Source organism: Streptomyces sp. NPDC027663 (assembly GCF_055566415.1).
Map to the genome: position 1 here is coordinate 69,206 of NZ_JBVHSK010000001.1, position 19,618 is coordinate 88,823.

Below are 19,618 nucleotides of genomic sequence, written 5' to 3' on the forward strand. Positions count from 1 at the left end.
TAGACTCACCGCCATGTCAGGCCGTGACCTGTTCTGTCAGCCCCGTCGCATCCGCCGCGGGGCCGCCCTGACATTGGTCTTCGCCGGTGTGCTGATCACCGGCGCCGCCACCGGCTCCTTCCCGGAACCCGGCGACGCGGCGGGCAGGGCCGCCGCGGGACCGGCGGGCCCGGCCAGCCGGCACGAGGCCGTCGAGCGGGCCGCCGCCGAGGCGATGGCCGACGGCAAGTCCCCGATGGAAGCCGCCGAGCGGGCCGTCAGCCGCAGTGGGGACCGCTGGGGCGCCGTCTACTCCGAGGGCGACTACGAGGAGTTCCGGGACGCGCTCGACGGCCGGTACACCGGCGTCGGGCTGTGGGCGCGGCAGGAGGCGGACGGCGGGATCGCGGTCACCAAGGTGCAGCCCGGCTCGCCCGCCGGCGACGCCGGGATCCGCGCCGGCGACCGGCTGAGCAGCGTCGACGGCAACCGGGTCGAAGGGCGTCCGGTCACCGAGGTGATCTCGTTACTGCGCGGCGACGCCGAGGACGCCCCGGCGGGTACGACGGTCACCCTCGGTCTCGAACGCGGCACGCGCGCGTGGACGAAGACCCTGCACCGGGCCCGGCTGTCCACCGACTCCGTCACCGTGCACCGGCTGCCCGGCTCGGTCACCGTCCTGAAGGTCGCCGCATTCACCAAGGGCACCGCCGACGCGGTCCGCGAAGCCCTGGAACCCACCCCGGCCGACGGCCGGACCGTCCTCGACCTGCGGGGCAACTCCGGCGGCCTGGTCACCGAGGCGGTGGACACCGCCTCCGCGTTCCTGGACGGCGGCCTGGTCGCCACCTACGACGTCGACGGCGACCAGCGCGCCCTGCACGCCGACCCGGGCGGCGACACCACCCGGCCCCTGGTCGTCCTCGTCGACGGCGGCACCATGAGCGCGGCCGAGCTGCTCACCGGCGCACTGCAGGACCGGGGCCGCGCGGTCGTCATCGGCTCCCGCACCTTCGGCAAGGGGTCCGTCCAGATGCCGACGAAACTGCCCGACGGCTCGGTGGCCGAGCTGACCGTCGGCCACTACCGCACCCCCTCCGGCCACGCGGTCGACGGCCGGGGCATCACCCCCGACCTGGAGGCGGGGGCCGAGGCCCTGGAACGGGCCGAGACGGTCCTCGCCGGCCTCGGCGACCCGTCGTAGCCGCCGTTAATACGCTTCCCTCGCACCCCCTGTGTGGTGCGAAAATGGTCGGCACTATGAGCAAGGGAATGTACGTACCCAAGGAGTCCCAGCCCAAGCAGGGCGGGGCAGCCGCGAAGGCGAGGGACGGCGAGAAGGGCGGCAAGCGCAAGATCGTCGCCCAGAACAAGAAGGCCCGCCACGACTACGCGATCATCGACACCTACGAGGCCGGTCTCGTCCTCACCGGTACCGAGGTCAAGTCGCTGCGCGAGGGACGCAGCTCGCTGGCCGACGGCTTCGTCCAGATCGACCGGGGCGAGGCGTGGCTGCACAACGCCCACATCCCCGAGTACCACCAGGGCAGCTGGACCAACCACTCCGCGCGCCGCAAGCGCAAGCTGCTCCTGCACCGGGAGGAGATCGACAAGCTGGAGTCCAAGGCCCAGGAGACGGGTCACACGATCGTGCCCCTCGCCCTGTACTTCAAGGACGGTCGCGCCAAGGCCGAGATCGCCCTCGCCCGAGGCAAGAAGGAGTACGACAAGCGGCAGACCCTGCGGGAGCAGCAGGACCGGCGCGAGTCCGACCGGGCGATCGCGGCGGCGCGGCGCAGGCAGCGGGGCGTCTGACCCGGCCGCCCGGAATAGGCTGGCACCCTCGTGCGTTGGTCACGTACGATGGGACTGCACTCCACAGAGGGTGCGCGCCCCCTCCCCGGAGGGGATTGAAAAAACAACATGGGGATGATCGGTTTCGACAGCGGCTGTCGAAGCAGGGGAAGCGTGTCGAGGAAGCGGCAATGATCTCGTAAACCATATGTCGCAAAAAATAATCGCCAACACCAAGCGCGATTCCTTCGCCCTCGCTGCCTAAGTAGCGACTTGCGAAGTGTCAGCCCGGGGCTGTTCCCGACCCGGATCCTGGCATCAGCTAGGGAACTAAACCTTGATCCCGGTCACGGGGTGAAGAGGGAAATCAAACAGTGACTGAGCCCGTCGGCGACTTGTTCGCGTGATCGCCGGGGCCGAGAAAATCACAGCGAACTGCACACGGAGAAGCCCTGATTCCGCACCGTTGGACGCGGGTTCGATTCCCGCCATCTCCACTTACCCCATGTGGGCACAGGCCCCGTCGCTGCGAGCGGCGGGGCCTTTGTCATGCCTGTGTGGTGTCGGCCGCGCTGATGAGCAGTGCAAGAGCGGCCGCCGCGGCCGGCACGGCGTAGGCGGTGACGGGGGAGAGGTGCTCCGCCGCCCAGCCGCCCGCCGCGGAACCGCAGGCGATACCGGTGAGCAGACCGGTCACGACCAGGCTCATGCCCTCGTTGAGCCGGTCGGCCGGAGTGCGCCGCTGCACCACCGTCATGGCCGTGACCATGGTCGGCGCGGTCGCCATCCCGGCGACCAGGAGCGCACCGGCGAGCACCACCAGCGAACCCGTGGCGGCCGCCGCCCAGGGCAGGAGCATGAGGACGGCCATGGCCGCCAGGCACCGGGTCAGCCGCGGCCCGGCCGGCTTCAGCGCCCCGTACGCAAGACCTGCCGCGCACGAGCCCGCCGCCTGCAGCGCGAGCACGGCGCCGGCCGCCGCGCGATGCCCCTGCGCGTCGGCATGGGCGATCGTGACGACCTCCATCGCACCGAACACCGCACCGGTGGCCGTGAAGCAGGCCAGCAGCGGCAGGAGGCCAGGGCTGCGCAGCGGGGACGGCCCCCGCGAAGCCGCCCGGGCGGGCGGTTCGGTCGCCCGACGGCTGGTGAACAGCAGCATGCCGGCAAGCAGCAGCCCCGCTCCCACGAGTGTCCCCGCCTCCGGGAAGAAGGTGCCGGTCAGGAAGGACGCGAGCACCGGTCCGAGCATGAAGCACAGCTCGTCGGCGGCCTGCTCGAAGGAGTTCGCGGTGTGCAGCGCGTCCGGGTCGTCACGCAGCAGATGGGCCCAGCGGGCGCGGGACAGGCCGCCGATGTTCGGGGTGGCCGCGGTGCCTGCGTAGGCGGCGAACAGCGTCCAGTCCGGCGCGTCGCAGCGGACGCACAGCAGCAGGGCGAGGCTGCCGAGCACGGAGACGATCGTCGCGGGCACGGCGATCCGGGCCTGCCCGTGCCGGTCGACGAGCCGCGCGAGGAACGGCCCGGCGAGCGCGGTCGCCGCGAGCCCGGTCGCGGTGACGGCACCGGCGAGGGCGTACGAGCCCCGCGATCCGGCGATCATCACGACCGCACTCACGCCGAACATGCCGATGGGCAGACGGGCGAGAAGGTTGCCGACGGTGAACGCGCGGGTGCCGGGAAGGGCGAAGAGGTGCCGGTATAGGTCGAGTCGACTTCTTTTCTGCTGTATTCGGGCGTCGTGGAGGGTCTGTTGCGGCATGGGTCAACGGTCGCCGGAAGTGGATCAGTAGGTCCAACACCTGCTGAGAGCCGATTCACGCACCTGCGTTGTCAGTACTCACGCACGCACGTTGTAGGTTCGCCGCCATGTCCGCACCCGCCCACATAGACCCGCGCCTGCTGCGGGCTTTCGTCGCCGTCGCCGAGGAACTGCACTTCACCCGGGCCGCGGCCCGCCTGTACGTCGCCCAGCAGGCGCTCAGCAGGGACATACGGCGCCTGGAGCGCGAGCTGGGTGCCGAGCTGTTCGTGCGGACCACCCGGCAGGTCACGCTGACCCCGGACGGCGAGCGGCTGCTGCCGTTCGCGCACCGGATCCTCGCCGCCCAGGACGACCTGCTCGCCGCGTTCGCCCCCGGCCAGGCCCGCCCGCTGCTGGTCGACCTCAACTCGCCGGCCCTGGTCACCGGCCGCCGTGTGCTGCACCGGGCCCGCGAACTCGCCCCCGACTGCGAACTGATGGCCCGCTACGAGAGCGGCCTGACCGGAGCCGCCGCCGAACTGCTGGCCGGCCGCCTGGACGCCTCCTTCGGCCGCTTCGCCGGCCTCGATCCGGCGCTCCGCTCCGCCCTGGAGCAGCAGCCGGTGCGGTACGAGCCGATGACCGTCGTCCTGCCCGAGGAACATCCGCTGACCGCGCTGCCGGAGGTGCCGCTGGCCGCACTGGCCGGGGAGGCGGTCTACGCCGGCGCCGGGAATCCCCGCACGCGGGAGTGGACCGACCTGGCCCTGCGGCTCTTCGAGGGCCGGGGCATCCGGCCGGCCCCGCCGCTCCCGCTGGCCGTCGGGGACGAGGAGTTCAGCCGCATCATGGCGAAGACCCGGGCCCCGGTGCTGGCGGTCGTGGACTTCCCGGCCTTGCCCGGCACGGTATGCCGCCCCCTTGTCGACCCCGTCCCGCTGTCGCCGGTCTCCCTGGTGTGGCGGAAGGGGCTGGTTCATCCCGGACTGACCGCCCTGCGGAGCGCGGCGGCCGAGATCGCCCGGGTGGAGGGGTGGTTGACGCGGCCCACTGATGGATGGATTCCAGCCATGGACGAGGCCGTGATGTCGGTCGGCGACTGAGGGCGTGGCGACCGGCATCGCTCCGCGTGCGCTACATTCATGGCCCGGGCGCAGGCCGGTGGTGAGGGCGCTCGGACCGGGTGGGGGCCTGGTTCGCATGACGGGCGCCCGAGATCCCGAGCGCGCCCGGAACTGTCCCGTGGGGGGATGTACGAGCGTGAAGAAATGGCCAGAAGACACCCAACTGGAAAGCGCCGAAGAGGCGCCCACCGGATGCGGTCTGCCCACGGCTGAGAGCGACGAGCGGATGCTTCCGGACACGGGGACGGAGTCCGGTGAGCCGCACGACGTGACCGTCGAGCTGGACGGCGTCCGGATCGGTCCCGGAGACGGGGAACCGGTGGCCGTGGGTGGTTCACAGGGCTCCGACGGGCCCGTTTTCGTGGACGAGTCCGGTCGCCGTAGCCGCCGTTTCCGGCGTCTCGGCGTAGGTGTGGGCGTCGCCTGCGCCGGTTACGCCGCCGTCATCGTCGCGACCCTGCTGTCGGGCAACTCCGCCGCCCCCTGGCTGCCGGTGCCGGGACAGAACGAGGGCAGGCCGGCCGGCAAGGTGGACACCTCGCCGCGGCCCAGTGCCTCCACCGCCCTGGCCCCGCCGGGAACCGGCACGGTGACGGGGCCGGCCGAAGGCGCCGCGGCGACCGGCATCGCCGTGTCCGGCAACGGAACGCCCGCCACCCCCGGTGCCCCTGCCTCGGCCTCCGGGGAGCCGGCGGCCGGAACCTCCTCCGCGCCCGGTACCGCCGACGGCACCACGGACTCCCCGTCCCCGGCGGCGCCGTCCACCGACGTGACCCCGGCCCCGTCCGCCTCCGCCACCGCTCCGGCACCCTCGCCGTCCACGCCGGGCCGTACCCACACCCCGCCCGGCCGCACCCGGCACCCGCACCCCAGGCTCCCGCTCTGACCGGCAGAAACACACGCTGATGGCCACACGTCCCCGCCGCCCCCGCCGTGCTCGGATTCCGCTGCGGTACCTGCTGCCCCTGCTGGTCCTGGGCGCGACCCTGGCGATGCTCATGCTGCGCGGCTATGTGCACAACGAGATACTCGCGGACCACCGCGTCCGGCCCGCGGCGGCCGACGACGAGGTGCCGCGCAGGATCCTGGACGGCGGGCCGGTCATCGACACCCGCCACGGCCGCAGCAGCAGCCTGCGCATACCCGACCACCGCATCGTCCTCACCTTCGACGACGGACCCGACCCCACCTGGACCCCGAAGGTGCTCGACGTGCTGAAGAAGCACCACGCGCACGCGGTCTTCTTCGTCACCGGCACCATGACCTCCCGCCACCCCGAGCTGGTCCGGCGCATGGTCGCCGAAGGACACGAGGTCGGCCTGCACACCTTCGGCCACCCCGATCTGTCGTACCACTCCACCAAGCGCATCGACTGGGAGCTGTCCCAGAACCAGCTGGCGCTCGCCGGCGCGGCCGGCATCCGCAGCTCGCTGTTCCGGCCGCCGTACTCCTCCTCGGCGAACGCCATCGACAACAGGTCGTGGCCGGTCACCCGGTACGTCGGCAGCCGCGGCTATCTCACCGTCGTCGACGACACCGACAGCGAGGACTGGCGCAGGCCGGGCGTCGAGGAGATCATCCGCAGAGCCACGCCCCACGGCGGCCGGGGCGCGGTCGTCCTCCTGCACGACTCGGGCGGTGACCGGCACCAGACCGTCCAGGCGCTCGACGTGCTCCTGCCCCGGCTGCAGCAGCAGGGCTACACCGTCCAGACCCTCACCGGCGCGCTGCGGGCACCGAGCGCGGACTCCCCGGTCACGGGCCCCGACCTGTGGAAGGGGAAGGCCTGGGTCTTCCTGGTGAAGGCGTCCGACCACGCCACCACCGGTCTCGTCGCCGGTCTCGCCGCCGTCGGTTTCCTCGTCCTCGCCCGCTTCGGCCTGATGCTGCTGCTGTCCGGCGCGCACGCCCGCCGTACCCGGCGGCGCGACTTCCGCTGGGGCGAACGGCCGGTCACCGAGCCGGTGTCGGTGCTGGTGCCGGCGTACAACGAGGCCAAGTGCATCGAGAACACGGTCCGTTCGCTGATGCGCAGCGAGCATCCGATCGAGGTGCTCGTCGTGGACGACGGTTCTTCGGACGGCACGGCGGAGATCGTCGAGGCGATGGGCCTGCCCGGCGTCCGGGTGATCCGCCAGGAGAACGCGGGCAAGCCGGCCGCCCTCAACCGGGGCCTGGCGAACGCCCGGTACGATTTGGTCGTGATGATGGACGGCGACACCGTCTTCGAACCGGCCACCGTCCGCGAACTCGTCCAGCCCTTCGCCGATCCGCGCGTCGGCGCCGTCGCCGGCAACGCCAAGGTCGGCAACAAGAACACGCTCATCGGCGCGTGGCAGCACATCGAGTACGTGATGGGCTTCAACCTCGACCGCCGGATGTACGACGTCCTGCGCTGCATGCCGACCATCCCCGGCGCGGTCGGGGCGTTCCGCAGGTCCGCCCTGGAACGCGTCGGCGGCATGAGCGACGACACGCTCGCCGAGGACACCGACATCACGATGGCCCTGCACCGCGACGGCTGGCGCGTGGTGTACGCAGAGAAGGCCCGTGCCTGGACCGAGGCACCGGAGTCGGTCCAGCAGCTGTGGTCCCAGCGTTACCGCTGGTCCTACGGCACCATGCAGGCCATCTGGAAGCACCGCCGCGCGCTGTTCGAGCGGGGCCCGTCGGGCCGGTTCGGCCGGGTCGGGCTGCCGCTTGTCTCCCTCTTCATGGTCGTCGCCCCGCTGCTGGCCCCGCTGATCGACCTGTTCCTCGTCTACGGGCTGGTCTTCGGCCCGACCGGGAAGACGATCGTGGCCTGGTTCGCCGTCCTGGCCGTCCAGGCGACCTGTGCGGCCTGTGCCTTCCGTCTGGACCGTGAGCCCCTGACCCCGTTGCTCTCCCTCCCCCTCCAACAGCTCCTCTACCGCCAGCTCATGTACGTCGTCCTGCTCCAGTCCTGGATCACCGCCCTCACCGGTGGCCGCCTGCGCTGGCAGAAACTCCGCCGCACGGGCGGAGTGGCGGCCCCGCCGGAGGCACCGGCCGAGCGGCGGCCGGAGGGGGCCCCGGTGGGCTGACCGGCAGGGCACCGCCTTGGCGCGGCACCGTGGTGCTCCGCGCCCGGGGACACCGGGGCCGGCCGCCTCACCGGCCGCTGTCCGCCCGAGTGAGAGCAACGTTCCCTTCCGGTCACCCACAGCCACAGGGCCGGAAACGCGCCCTCCCTACCTTCGGGCTCAGTCAGCGGTCGGCAGAGCGAGCGGACCGAGCAGCCGGAGCACCGTGGAGGCGTGATGACAGTCCCAGCCCGAACCCGTCGCAGTGGCCGCTGGATCGAGCGCTGGGATCCGGAGGACGAGGCCTTCTGGGAGGCGACCGGGGAGCGGATCGCCCGCCGGAACCTGTGGTTCTCCGTGATCAGCGAGCACATCGGGTTCTCCGTCTGGACCATGTGGTCCGTGCTGGTCCTGTTCATGGGCCCGGAGTACGGCCTCACTCCCGCCGACAAGTTCCTGCTGACCTCGATGGTCACGCTGGTCGGCGCGGTCGTCCGGGTGCCGTACACCTTCGCGGTGGCCCTCTTCGGCGGCCGTAACTGGACGGTCGTCTCGGCGGGCCTGCTGCTCGTCCCGACCGTCGTCGCGTTCGCGGTGATGGAGCCGGGGACGTCCTTCTCCACCTTCCTCGTGGTGGGCCTGCTGGCCGGGATCGGCGGCGGCAACTTCGCCTCCTCGATGACCAACATCAACGCCTTCTTCCCGCTGCGGAAGAAGGGATGGGCCCTCGGCCTCAACGCGGGCGGCGGCAACATCGGCGTGCCCGTCCTCCAGCTCGTGGCGCTCGCCGTCATCGGCGCGAACGGCGGCCCGCGGCTGCTGCTCGGGATCTACATCCCGCTGATCGTCGTGGCCGCCGTGCTCGCCGCGCTGTTCATGGACAACCTGGCCTCGGTGCGCAACGACACCGGTGCGGCCCGGGACGCCGCGAAGGACCCCCACACCTGGATCATGGCCTTCCTCTACGTGGGCACCTTCGGCTCCTTCATCGGCTACAGCTTCGCCTTCGGCCAGGTGCTGACCAACCAGTTCGGCCGGACCCCGCTGCAGGCGGCGTACCTCACCTTCATCGGCCCGCTGCTCGGCTCCCTGATCCGCCCCGTCGGCGGCCGGCTCGCCGACCGCTACGGCGGCGCCCGCATCACCCTGTGGAACTACGTCGGCATGGCCGCCGCCACCGCCGTCCTCGTCGTCGCCGGCATGCAGAAGTCGCTGCCGCTGTTCGTCTCCGTCTTCGTCGTCCTGTTCGTGCTCAGCGGGCTCGGCAACGGGTCGACGTACAAGATGATCCCCGGCATCTTCCAGGCCAAGGCGGTCGCCCAGGGCCTTGCGGGCGAGGAGGCCGTCCTCCACGGCCGGCGGCTGTCCGGCGCCGCCATGGGGCTCATCGGTGCGGTCGGAGCGCTCGGCGGGGTCGGCATCAACCTCGCCTTCCGCCAGTCCTTCCTCTCCTATGGCTCCGGAACCGGCGCGTTCGTCGCCTTCCTCGCCTTCTACGGTGTGTGCTTCGCGGTCACCTGGGCCGTATACCTTCGCCGCCCGATCACGCAGGTTTCGGCCACGGCGTCCACCTCGGAGGCGAAGACCCAGCTCAGCTATGCCGAGGTGTGACGTAACACCGGTGACATCAAGCCGAACCGAGCCTGTCACGCTTCGTTGACAGGCTCGATCGGCGTGCCGGTCAGCTAGGAGAGCCCCATGTACGACGTAGAGCAGCAATCCGAGCACGGCCCCCTCGCCGGGTTCACCGTGGGCGTCACCGCCGCGCGCCGGGCCGACGAGCTGGGCGTCCTGCTCCAGCGGCGCGGTGCCGTGGTCCTGCACGCCCCCGCCCTGCGGATCGTGCCGCTCGCCGACGACGGCGAACTGCTCGCCGCCACGAAGGAGATCATCGACCAGGTGCCGGACGTCGTCGTCGCCACCACGGCGATCGGCTTCCGGGGCTGGGTGGAGGCCGCCGACGGCTGGGGGCTCGGCGAGCAGCTGCTCGGCGGGCTGCGCGGGGTACGGCTGCTGGCCCGGGGCCCGAAGGTCAAGGGCGCCATACGCGCGGCCGGCCTCACGGAGGAGTGGTCACCCTCCTCGGAATCCCTGGCCGAGGTGCTCGACCGCCTCCTGGACGAAGGCGTGGACGGCCGGCGCATCGCCGTACAGCTGCACGGGGAGCCCCTGCCCGGTTTCGTGGAGTCCCTGCGGGCCGCCGGCGCGGAGGTCGTCCCCGTGCCGGTCTACCGCTGGATGCCCCCGGAGGACATCAGCCCCCTGGACCGTCTGCTCGACGCGGCCGTCACCCGCGGCCTGGACGCCGTCACCTTCACCAGCGCCCCCGCCGCGGCCTCCCTGCTGTCCCGCGCGGAGGAGCGGGGCCTGCTGGACGAGCTGCTGACGGCCCTGGCCCACGACGTCGTGCCGGCCTGCGTCGGCCCGGTCACCGCGCTGCCGTTGCAGGCCCGCGGGGTGGACACGGTCCAGCCGGAGCGCTTCCGCCTGGGCCCCCTGGTCCAGCTCCTCTGCCAGGAACTTCCGGCCCGCGCCAGGCCGTTGCCGATCGCCGGGCACCAGATGGAGATCCGCGGTCACGCCGTCCTGGTCGACGGCGACCTGAAGCCGGTCCCCCCGGCCGGCATGTCCCTGCTGCGCGCCCTCTCCCGCCGCCCCGGCTGGGTGGTGGCCCGCGCCGACCTGTTGCGCGCCCTGCCGGGCACGGGGCGCGACGAACACGCCGTGGAGACGGCGATGGCCCGCCTGCGTACGGCGCTCGGCGCCCCGAAGCTGATCCAGACGGTGGTGAAGCGCGGTTACCGGCTGGCCCTGGACCCGGCGACGGACGCGAAGTACGCGGACACCTGAGCCGGTGCCGGCTTCCCGCTCGCTGGGGAAGTTCGCCGGGGCGGGCCGGCAAGAAGGGCCGACCGGGCAACAGCACGGGGTACCAGGGGTTCCGGTGCACCCTCCGGACGGGCAGGGTGGGGGGAGGGACGGGACGGGTCCCTGCCCGCTTCGCGGTTTCTGCCTAGGCGGTGACTGGCACATGGCACTCGGTGGCGTCATGCCCCCCTACGAGTTGCGGTTCGATGCCGGGCGGGTCTGTCTGGACCTGCTCGCCACCACGCATCCGGGCGAACGGCTGGACGGGGTCGGGTCGTTGTGCGCGTGGATCGGGGGTGCCGGGCTCGTGCCGGCCGGTACGCCGCTGAGCCATGCCGACGGCTCCTGGGTGGCCGGGTTCCGGGAACTGCGGGGGCACCTGGGGCTGTTGGTGCGGGGGATGCAGGGCGCCGACACGGGGGCGTACGGGCGTGCCCTCGGGCGGGTCAACGAGGTCGCCCGGGGTGCGACTCCCGCCCTCGTCGCCGTCCGTGCGGAAGACGGCTGCCTCGTGCGGCAGTTGGCCGGTGCGCCCGAGTGCGCCGAGCTGCTCGCCGTCGTGGCCCGGGACACCGTCGAGTTGCTCACCGATCCCGTCGCCCGGGCCGCCGTACGGGAGTGCGAGGGCGACAATTGCCCCATCGTGTACCTGGACACGTCCCGCGGGCGCCGTCGGCGCTGGTGCTCCAGCGAGGTCTGCGGGAACCGGGAGCGGGTGGCCCGGCACCGGCGGCGAGCCGCGCTCGAGCGCGCCTGACGGGGCCGGGAGGGCCGTGGGGCGGAGTGATTTCCGTAACACCACGTTTTCGTTGCCGTCTACACGGGTAGCTCACGGCGCCTCCGGCGATGTGTCGGAAATGCAAAGATCACGCGGTGGGAATGTGTCTCCATGTCCCGCTCGTCACGTCACCGCAGAGAAATCTGTCACTCCGGTTTGAACACAAGGCGGCCCCGCTCCGTACGGGTGGGCGAGCGACCGACTGGGGGAACCCCCGGACACCGGAGGTGGGCGTGCGCAAGGATGCGGCCGTGGCCAATGAACGTGGAGCGAGGGCCCGACATCGCATGTCCTCATCGCAACCCTCCGAACCAGACGAGGAGCTGATGCGTGCCCTCTACCGGGAGCACGCAGGGCCCTTGCTCGCGTATGTCCTGCGGCTGGTCGCCGGTGACCGGCAGCGCGCCGAGGACGTCGTACAGGAAACGCTCATCCGTGCCTGGAAGAACGCCGGTCAGCTCAATCGGGCGACCGGTTCGGTACGCCCCTGGCTGGTGACGGTCGCACGCCGCATCGTCATCGACGGCCACCGCAGCCGGCAGGCCCGGCCGCAGGAGGTCGATCCGTCGCCGCTGGAGGTCATCCCCGCGGAGGACGAGATCGACAAGGCGCTGTGGCTGATGACGCTGTCGGACGCGCTCGACGACCTGACCCCGGCCCACCGGGAGGTGCTGGTCGAGACGTACTTCAAGGGGCGTACCGTCAATGAGGCGGCCGAGACGCTCGGTATACCGAGCGGCACGGTCCGTTCCCGGGTGTTCTACGCCCTGCGGTCGATGAAGCTGGCACTGGAGGAGCGGGGGGTGACGGCGTGATGAGCAACGGGTACGGGGGGATGCAGGGATTCGGACCAGGTGGTCCGGGTATGTCTGGTCCCATGAGCCCCAGTCAGGGATCTTCGGTGCCGAGCGAGCACGAGACCGTCGGCGCCTATGCCCTCGGGATCCTCGACGACGCCGAGGCAACCGCTTTCGAAGCGCATCTCGCGGGCTGCGAGTGGTGCGCCCAGCAACTGGACGAGCTGGCCGGGATGGAGCCGATGCTGGCCGCGCTCGCGGACCTGCCGGGCTCCGGCGGCACGACCGCCATCGGCGAGTCGCTGTCCGCCAGGCCGAGTCCCCGGCTGGCGGAGAAGCTCGTCGACGAGGTGGCCGAGCGGCGCGCCCAGAAGCGCCGGCGCAGCTTCTACATGATCGCTGCGGCCGCCGCGCTGATCATCGCCGGTCCGCTGGCCGCGGTGGCGGTGGGCGGCGGCTCGGACGAGGGCAAGCAGGTCGCCACGGCGACACCGGCCCAGCAGACGTTCCGGACGATGACCGACAAGAAGTCGGGCACGGACGCGTCGACCCACGTCAGCGCGACCGTCGCCACGGCGCAGAAGGCCTGGGGCACCGAGGCCGTTCTGGAGCTGAAGAACGTCAAGGGGCCGCTGAAGTGCTCCCTGGTGCTCGTGGCGAAGAACGGGCAGCGCGTGACCATGTCGTCGTGGTCCGTCCCGGACTGGGGGTACGGCATCCCGAACGCCACGTCCGAGAACGCGAAGAACCCGCTGTACATCGGCGGTGCCGCCGCGTTCCAGCCGAACGAGATCGATCACTTCGAGGTGGTCACCTTCGAGGGCAAGAAGCTGGTGCAGGTGGACGCGTAGCCTCTCCCGGCCCCCTTCGCGTACGGTTGACGGCTGCCCAGCACGTCAGAAGGGGGCCCGGTGGCCGCTCAGGTTCAGCAGTCCGCGGTCGGCTCGGTACACGACGCACACGATTCCGTGCGTGACCGAGAGATCAGCGTCGAACAGGAACACCTGGACCGGGTGTACCGGCGGCTCGAGGAGAAGATCCACGACGCCGAGTTCCTGCTGAGCGACGCGGCCAAGCGCGGCCAGGTCGGCACGCCCGGCGCGCTGGCCGAGCGGGACGCGCAGGTCTACCGGGCCGGCATCCACCTGAACCGGCTGAACAACGAGTTCGAGGACTTCCTCTTCGGGCGCATCGACCTGCTGCTCGGCAAGGACGGCAAGAAGGGTCCCGACGGCGCCTACACCTCGGTGGAGCCCGCCGAGGGCGCCGTACGGAACGACAACACCGCCGACATCGCCGAGACCCTGCACATCGGCCGCATCGGCGTCCTCGACGAGGACTACGCGCCGCTGGTCATCGACTGGCGGGCGCCCGCCGCGGCGCCCTTCTACCGTGCCACGCCGGTGGATCCGGGACGGGTGGTCCGGCGCCGGGTCATCCGGTCCAAGGGGCGCCGGGTGCTCGGCGTCGAGGACGACCTGATGCGGCCGGAGCTGACGGCCCACCTCGACGGCAGGGAACTGCCGGTCATCGGGGACGGTGCCCTCATGGCCGCACTCGGCCAGGCCCGCAGCCACACCATGCGGGACATCGTCTCCTCCATCCAGGCGGAGCAGGACCTGGTCATCCGCGCCCCCGCCGCCTCCATCACCTATGTCGAGGGCGGCCCGGGCACCGGGAAGACCGCCGTCGCCCTGCACCGCGCCGCCTACCTGCTCTACCAGGACCGGCGGCGGTACGCGGGCGGCATCCTGATCGTCTCGCCGACCCCGCTGCTCGTCGCCTACACCGAGGGCGTGCTGCCCTCGCTCGGCGAGGAGGGCCAGGTCGCGATCCGTGCGATCGGCTCCCTGGTCGACGGCGCGCAGGCCACGCTGTACGACTCGCCGGCCGTGGCCCGCGCCAAGGGCTCGTACCGGATGCTGAAGGTGCTGCGGAAGGCCGCCCGGGGTGCCCTGGAGCTGGGGCCGGCCGCTCCTGCGGGGCAGCTCGCCCTGGACGAGGGCACCGAACCGGAGCCGGTCACCGGCCCGCCCGCCCGGCTCCGTGTGGTCGCCTTCGGGCGCAGGCTGGAGCTGGAGGCCGACGAGCTGGAACGTATCCGCCGTACCGCCCTCGGCGGCACCGCGCCCGTCAACCTGCTCCGCCCCCGTGCCCGCAGGCTGCTGCTGGACGCGCTGTGGGCCAGATCCGGCGCCGCCACCCGGCACGCCGACCCGGAGCTGGCCGCCGAACTGCGCGCCTCCTTCGACGAGGACGTCACCACGGAGGACAGTTTCATCGGCTTCCTCGACGCCTGGTGGCCCGAGCTGACCCCGAAGGCCGTGCTCGCCGCCATGGCGGACGAGAAGCGGCTCGGCCGCTGGGCCCGGCGGATCCTCAACCCCGGCGAGGTCCGCAAGGTCGCCCGCTCCCTGAAGCGGGACGGCCACTCCGTGCACGACATCGCCGTGCTCGACGAGCTCCAGGCGATCCTCGGCGCGCCGCCCCGGCCCCGGAAGAAGCGCGACCTGGACCCGCTGGACCAGCTCACCGGCCTGGAGGAGCTGATGCCGGTGCGCGAGGAGACCCAGCGGGAGCGTGCCGAACGCCTCGCGCAGGAGCGCACCGAGTACGCGCACGTCATCGTGGACGAGGCGCAGGACCTCACGCCGATGCAGTGGCGCATGGTCGGCCGCCGGGGCCGGCACGCCACCTGGACGGTCGTCGGCGACCCGGCGCAGTCCTCCTGGTCCGACCCGGACGAGGCGGCCGAGGCCCGCGACGAGGCCCTGGGCACCCGGCCCCGGCGCCGCTTCCAGCTGACCGTGAACTACCGCAACCCGTCCGAGATCGCCGAGCTGGCCGCGAAGGTGCTCGCCCTCGCCATGCCGGGCTCCGAGGCGCCGAGCGCCGTACGGTCCACCGGGGTCGAGCCGCGCTTCAGCGTCGTGCGGGACGGCCTGGAGCGGACGGTCCGGGCGGAGGCCGAGCGGCTGCTCGGGCTGGTCGACGGCACCGTCGGCGTGGTCGTCGCGATGAACCGGCGCGAGGAGGCCAGGCGCTGGCTGGCCGGGCTCGGCGACCGGGTCGTGGCGCTCGGCAGCCTGGAGGCCAAGGGCCTGGAGTACGACGCGACGATCGTCGTCTCGCCCGCGGAGATCGCCGACGAGTCCCCGGCCGGCTTGCGCGTGCTCTACGTGGCGCTGACCCGCGCGACGCAGCAGCTGACGGTCGTCTCGGGGGAGCGGGACGAGCCGGACGCAGCCGGGGTGCCGGACCTGCTGCGGGACTAGGTCCCGAGGTGCTCCCGGATGAACTCCCGGATGAACTCTCGGCGCGGGAATGGCCGTCGGCGATCCGTTTGTTAGCCTTGATGTGGCACCGGCCCGATCCAAGCCCCCGGGCCCAACCTTTGTCCCTGCGAGGGACCACTTGCCGCGAGGCGAGCATGGCGGGTCGGTGTCACTGAACTTCGAGAGACCCACGTCCGATGTGACGTGGGTCTCTTTCTTTTGCCTGATCACTTCTCGTATGGTGGAAGTGGTTTTCCGAAATACGCACCCGGCTGGAAGCGCGCGTGAACAAAACGTCCGTAACCCAGGGCGACTACCACGTACTGAGCGGTAGGTGCGACGATCGGACGGCACAACTCGCGACACGGTGAAAGCAGAGGAAGTCGGCCATGGCAACGGCGCCCAGCGTCTCCTACTCGATGACCATCCGGTTGGAGGTGCCCGCGAGCGGAACAGCCGTCTCGCAGCTCACCACCGCCGTGGAGTCCTCCGGAGGCTCGGTCACCGGCCTCGACGTCACCGCGTCCGGGCACGAGAAGCTCCGTATCGACGTCACCATCGCGGCCACCTCCACGGCCCACGCCGAGGAGATCGTCGAGAAGCTGCGCGGTATCGAGGGCGTCACGCTGGGCAAGGTCTCGGACCGTACGTTCCTCATGCACCTCGGCGGCAAGATCGAGATGGCGTCGAAGCACCCCATCCGCAACCGTGACGACCTGTCCATGGTCTACACGCCCGGTGTCGCCCGCGTCTGCATGGCCATCGCCGAGAACCCCGAGGACGCCCGCCGCCTCACCATCAAGCGCAACTCCGTTGCGGTCGTGACGGACGGCTCCGCGGTGCTCGGCCTCGGCAACATCGGCCCGAAGGCCGCGCTGCCCGTCATGGAGGGCAAGGCGGCCCTCTTCAAGCGCTTCGCCGGCATCGACGCCTGGCCGATCTGCCTGGACACCCAGGACACCGACGCCATCGTCGAGATCGTCAAGGCGATCGCCCCCGGCTTCGCCGGCATCAACCTCGAGGACATCTCCGCGCCGCGCTGCTTCGAGATCGAGGCCCGGCTGCGCGAGGCCCTCGACATCCCCGTCTTCCACGACGACCAGCACGGCACCGCCATCGTCGTCCTCGCCGCCCTGACCAACGCCCTGCGCGTCACGGACAAGGCCATCGAGAACATCCGGGTCGTCATGTCCGGCGCCGGCGCGGCCGGCACGGCCATCCTCAAGCTGCTGATCGCGGCCGGTGTGAAGAACGCCGTCGTCGCCGACATCCACGGTGTCGTCCACGCGGGCCGTGAGGACCTGGTGGGCGCCCCGGCCGACTCGCCGCTGCGCTGGATCGCCGACAACACCAACCCCGAGGGCCTGACGGGCACCCTCAAGGAGGCCGTCCGCGGCGCCGAGGTCTTCATCGGCGTCTCCGCCCCGAACGTGCTCGACGGCGATGACGTGGCCGCCATGGCCGACGGTGCCATCGTGTTCGCGCTCGCGAACCCCGACCCCGAGGTGGACCCGGCGATCGCCCGCCAGACGGCGGCCGTCGTGGCCACCGGCCGCTCCGACTTCCCGAACCAGATCAACAACGTGCTGGTCTTCCCGGGCGTCTTCCGCGGCCTGCTGGACGCCCAGTCCCGCACGGTGAACACCGAGATGATGCTCGCCGCCGCAAAGGCCCTGGCCGACGTGGTGACCGAGGACGAGCTGAACCCGAACTACATCGTCCCCAGCGTCTTCAACGACAAGGTCGCGGGCGCGGTGGCCGGAGCGGTCCGCGAGGCCGCCAAGGCCGCCGGCGCGACGGCCTGATCCACCGCGTGCCGTACCGTGCAGGGGCTGTGAGGATCACCACGGCAGCCCCTGCGACGGCGCGTCGTGGAACCACCGGATGCCGGGCGCGCTCTAGGGTGACGGCCGAGCGGGCGCTTTTCGTGTGACTCCCCAGGGTGTTCCCACGACTCCTACGGGTGCCGGATTGGCTTTCCCGCCGCAGGTAGGGGCAGGATGCTCCCCCAGGGACTACGTCCAGGGGGCACCCCCAAGGGGCGCGAGCGCATCGGCATCGCAGTGCCTACTATGCGGCCCCGCCGCGTGGCACACCCCAACGGCAAGAAAAACACGGGAGTAACAACATGAACCGCAGTGAGCTGGTGGCCGCGCTGGCCGACCGCGCCGAGGTGACCCGCAAGGACGCCGACGCCGTGCTGGCCGCGTTCGCCGAGACCGTCGGCGAGATCGTCGCCAAGGGCGACGAGAAGGTCACCATCCCCGGCTTTCTGACCTTCGAGCGCACCCACCGTGCCGCTCGCACCGCGCGCAACCCGCAGACCGGCGAGCCCATCAACATCCCGGCCGGCTTCAGCGTGAAGGTCACCGCGGGCAGCAAGCTCAAGGAAGCCGCCAAGGGCAAGTAGGCGCAAGCGCTCCGCTGTGAGCGCCGTCCCACGTGAGCGCCGTGGGCGACTGCCGGTCCGCCGTGGCTGGTCGCGCAGTTCCCCACGCCCCTTCCGGGGCGTGCCTCAGCCGGAGACGCCGAAAGGGCGGCCCCCCTTCCACCGAGGGGAGCCGCCCTTTTGCCGTTTGCGGGGCCTGACCGGAGTTCTGCGGCCTAACCGAGTGCCTTGCCCGGCAGCTCGACCTTCGCGCCCAGTTCCACGAGCTTCTCCATGAAGTTCTCGTAGCCGCGGTTGATCAGGTCGATGCCGTGGACCCGGGACGTGCCCTCGGCGGCGAGGGCCGCGATGAGGTACGAGAAGCCGCCGCGCAGGTCGGGGATGACCAGGTCGGCGCCCTGGAGCTTGGTCGGGCCGGAGACGACCGCGGAGTGCAGGAAGTTGCGCTGGCCGAAGCGGCAGTCCGAGCCGCCCAGGCACTCGCGGTAGAGCTGGATGTGGGCGCCCATCTGGTTCAGGGCCGAGGTGAAGCCCAGACGGGACTCGTACACCGTCTCGTGGATGATGGACAGGCCCGTGGCCTGCGTCAGGGCCACCACCAGGGGCTGCTGCCAGTCCGTCTGGAAGCCCGGGTGGACGTCCGTCTCCAGGGCGATGGACTTCAGCTGGCCGCCGGGGTGCCAGAAGCGGATGCCCTCGTCGTCGATCTGGAAGGCGCCGCCCACCTTCCGGTAGGTGTTCAGGAACGTCATCATCGAGCGCTGCTGGGCGCCGCGGACGTAGATGTTGCCGTTGGTCGCGAGCGCGGCCGAAGCCCAGGACGCGGCTTCCAGGCGGTCGGACAGGGCGCGGTGGGTGTAGCCGCCGAGCTTGTCCACACCGGTGATGCGGATGGTCCGGTCGGTGTCCATCGCGATGATCGCGCCCATCTTCTGCAGCACGCAGATGAGGTCCTCGATCTCCGGCTCGACGGCCGCGTTGGACAACTCCGTGACGCCCTCGGCCAGTACGGCCGTCAGCAGCACCTGCTCGGTCGCGCCGACGGACGGGTACGGCAGGCGGATCTTCGTACCGCGCAGGCCCTTCGGCGCCTCCAGGTACTGCCCGTCGGCCCGCTTCTCGATGGTCGCGCCGAACTGCCGCAGCACGTCGAAGTGGAAGTCGATGGGACGGCCGCCGATGTCACAGCCGCCCAGGCCCGGGATGAACGCGTGGCCGAGGCGGTGCAGCAGCGGGCCGCAGAAGAGGATCGGGATACGGCTGGAACCCGCGTGGGCATCGATGTCAGCCACATTGGCGCTCTCGACGCGCGTCGGGTCCATCACCAGTTCGCCGGGCTCCTCGCCCGGACGGACCGTCACCCCGTGCAGCTGGAGCAGGCCGCGGACGACCCGCACGTCACGGATGTCCGGAACATTGCGCAGTCGGCTCGGCTCGCCGCCCAGCAGGGCGGCGACCATGGCCTTCGGCACGAGGTTCTTCGCACCGCGGACACGGATCTCGCCCTCCAGCGGGGTTCCGCCGTGGACAAGCAGGACATCGTCGTTGACGGTCATGAATCTCGCGTTCCGATGAGTTGGTCAGGGGCCGGCCGATCACTGTGCGCAGGGGCCGGGAAGACAGGGTAATCGCCGATTACCCCCCGCCCGTAAGCCCAAGTACGCCCCAGTCCCGTCATAGCTGTGTCACAACACGAACCGTTCCCCACCGGACACATGGGGTCACCGGCGCGCGGTCGTCCGCCCGCCGGCTTCCCGTGCGCCCTGAGCTGCCCTCACTCCCACGCCCCGGATTGGCTCCCCACACCAGGGCAAGATGCGGGATCA

At 71.4% G+C, this 19,618-nt stretch carries 15 protein-coding genes and 1 other RNA gene; 14 read left to right on the forward strand and 2 right to left on the reverse strand.

Going from position 1 to position 19,618, the window contains the following annotated elements; translation table 11 throughout:
- Positions 1-13 precede the first annotated feature (13 nt).
- The 3 genes from ACZ4SF_RS00240 (at position 14) to ssrA (ending at position 2,273) form a co-directional block, all read left to right on the forward strand.
- Complete coding sequence (locus ACZ4SF_RS00240) at positions 14-1,183, forward strand: S41 family peptidase (RefSeq protein ID WP_468376065.1); 1,170 nt, start codon at positions 14-16, stop codon at positions 1,181-1,183.
- A gap of 68 nt (positions 1,184-1,251) precedes the next feature.
- Complete coding sequence (gene smpB / locus ACZ4SF_RS00245; protein ID WP_468378240.1) at positions 1,252-1,794, forward strand: SsrA-binding protein SmpB; 543 nt, start codon at positions 1,252-1,254, stop codon at positions 1,792-1,794.
- 110 nt (positions 1,795-1,904) lie between these two features.
- Positions 1,905-2,273: a transfer-messenger RNA gene (ssrA, locus tag ACZ4SF_RS00250) on the forward strand.
- 47 nt (positions 2,274-2,320) lie between these two features.
- On the opposite strand, the gene ACZ4SF_RS00255 is transcribed toward ssrA, so the two are convergent.
- Positions 2,321-3,535, reverse strand: coding sequence for an MFS transporter (locus ACZ4SF_RS00255; protein ID WP_468376068.1), 1,215 nt, complete (start codon positions 3,533-3,535; stop codon positions 2,321-2,323).
- Between the two features lie 107 nt (positions 3,536-3,642).
- Here ACZ4SF_RS00255 and ACZ4SF_RS00260 point away from each other — a divergent pair, with 107 nt between their 5' ends.
- From ACZ4SF_RS00260 to ACZ4SF_RS00310, 11 genes are all read left to right on the forward strand, one after another.
- Positions 3,643-4,620: a LysR family transcriptional regulator gene (locus tag ACZ4SF_RS00260; protein WP_468376070.1), complete on the forward strand. Its 978-nt coding sequence runs from the start codon at positions 3,643-3,645 to the stop codon at positions 4,618-4,620.
- Positions 4,621-4,777: 157 nt separating this feature from the next.
- Positions 4,778-5,527: a hypothetical protein gene (locus ACZ4SF_RS00265; RefSeq protein ID WP_468376073.1), complete on the forward strand. Its 750-nt coding sequence runs from the start codon at positions 4,778-4,780 to the stop codon at positions 5,525-5,527.
- Between the two features lie 19 nt (positions 5,528-5,546).
- Positions 5,547-7,706: a bifunctional polysaccharide deacetylase/glycosyltransferase family 2 protein gene (locus ACZ4SF_RS00270; protein ID WP_468376075.1), complete on the forward strand. Its 2,160-nt coding sequence runs from the start codon at positions 5,547-5,549 to the stop codon at positions 7,704-7,706.
- Positions 7,707-7,922: 216 nt separating this feature from the next.
- A complete protein-coding gene (locus ACZ4SF_RS00275; RefSeq protein WP_468376078.1) occupies positions 7,923-9,296 on the forward strand; it encodes a nitrate/nitrite transporter in 1,374 nt (457 codons plus the stop codon).
- Positions 9,297-9,383: 87 nt separating this feature from the next.
- Entirely contained in the window at positions 9,384-10,535 is a 1,152-nt protein-coding gene (locus ACZ4SF_RS00280; RefSeq protein ID WP_468376081.1) for a uroporphyrinogen-III synthase, read from the forward strand.
- A 181-nt stretch (positions 10,536-10,716) separates the two neighbouring features.
- Positions 10,717-11,310, forward strand: a complete 594-nt coding sequence (locus ACZ4SF_RS00285) for a CGNR zinc finger domain-containing protein (protein WP_468376083.1) — start codon at positions 10,717-10,719, stop codon at positions 11,308-11,310.
- 248 nt (positions 11,311-11,558) lie between these two features.
- On the forward strand, positions 11,559-12,146 hold the full coding sequence (locus tag ACZ4SF_RS00290; RefSeq protein ID WP_030348495.1) for a sigma-70 family RNA polymerase sigma factor: 588 nt from the start codon (positions 11,559-11,561) through the stop codon (positions 12,144-12,146).
- A gap of 62 nt (positions 12,147-12,208) precedes the next feature.
- On the forward strand, positions 12,209-12,979 hold the full coding sequence (locus tag ACZ4SF_RS00295) for an anti-sigma factor family protein (protein ID WP_468376087.1): 771 nt from the start codon (positions 12,209-12,211) through the stop codon (positions 12,977-12,979).
- 60 nt (positions 12,980-13,039) lie between these two features.
- Positions 13,040-15,403, forward strand: coding sequence for a HelD family protein (locus ACZ4SF_RS00300; RefSeq protein WP_468376090.1), 2,364 nt, complete (start codon positions 13,040-13,042; stop codon positions 15,401-15,403).
- Positions 15,404-15,792: 389 nt separating this feature from the next.
- On the forward strand, positions 15,793-17,208 hold the full coding sequence (locus ACZ4SF_RS00305) for an NAD-dependent malic enzyme (RefSeq protein ID WP_468376092.1): 1,416 nt from the start codon (positions 15,793-15,795) through the stop codon (positions 17,206-17,208).
- Between the two features lie 323 nt (positions 17,209-17,531).
- The gene (locus ACZ4SF_RS00310) at positions 17,532-17,813 is read left to right on the forward strand and encodes an HU family DNA-binding protein (RefSeq protein ID WP_014673024.1); all 282 of its coding nucleotides are present in this window, start codon (positions 17,532-17,534) and stop codon (positions 17,811-17,813) included.
- 194 nt (positions 17,814-18,007) lie between these two features.
- On the opposite strand, the gene murA is transcribed toward ACZ4SF_RS00310, so the two are convergent.
- Positions 18,008-19,348 carry a UDP-N-acetylglucosamine 1-carboxyvinyltransferase gene (gene murA, locus ACZ4SF_RS00315; protein WP_468376095.1) on the reverse strand — a complete coding sequence of 447 codons (1,341 nt, stop codon included), beginning with the start codon at positions 19,346-19,348 and terminating at the stop codon, positions 18,008-18,010.
- Positions 19,349-19,618 lie beyond the last annotated feature (270 nt).

Coding starts and splice junctions, on each gene's coding strand:
- murA (WP_468376095.1), bottom strand. CDS start 19,348: ATGACCGTCAACGACGATGTCCTGCTTGTCCACGGCGGAACCCCGCTG.
- ACZ4SF_RS00255 (WP_468376068.1), bottom strand. CDS start 3,535: ATGCCGCAACAGACCCTCCACGACGCCCGAATACAGCAGAAAAGAAGT.
- ACZ4SF_RS00260 (WP_468376070.1), top strand. CDS start 3,643: ATGTCCGCACCCGCCCACATAGACCCGCGCCTGCTGCGGGCTTTCGTC.
- ACZ4SF_RS00305 (WP_468376092.1), top strand. CDS start 15,793: ATGGCAACGGCGCCCAGCGTCTCCTACTCGATGACCATCCGGTTGGAG.
- ACZ4SF_RS00240 (WP_468376065.1), top strand. CDS start 14: ATGTCAGGCCGTGACCTGTTCTGTCAGCCCCGTCGCATCCGCCGCGGG.
- ACZ4SF_RS00310 (WP_014673024.1), top strand. CDS start 17,532: ATGAACCGCAGTGAGCTGGTGGCCGCGCTGGCCGACCGCGCCGAGGTG.
- ACZ4SF_RS00285 (WP_468376083.1), top strand. CDS start 10,717: ATGGCACTCGGTGGCGTCATGCCCCCCTACGAGTTGCGGTTCGATGCC.
- ACZ4SF_RS00275 (WP_468376078.1), top strand. CDS start 7,923: ATGACAGTCCCAGCCCGAACCCGTCGCAGTGGCCGCTGGATCGAGCGC.
- ACZ4SF_RS00270 (WP_468376075.1), top strand. CDS start 5,547: ATGGCCACACGTCCCCGCCGCCCCCGCCGTGCTCGGATTCCGCTGCGG.
- ACZ4SF_RS00295 (WP_468376087.1), top strand. CDS start 12,209: ATGAGCCCCAGTCAGGGATCTTCGGTGCCGAGCGAGCACGAGACCGTC.
- smpB (WP_468378240.1), top strand. CDS start 1,252: ATGTACGTACCCAAGGAGTCCCAGCCCAAGCAGGGCGGGGCAGCCGCG.
- ACZ4SF_RS00280 (WP_468376081.1), top strand. CDS start 9,384: ATGTACGACGTAGAGCAGCAATCCGAGCACGGCCCCCTCGCCGGGTTC.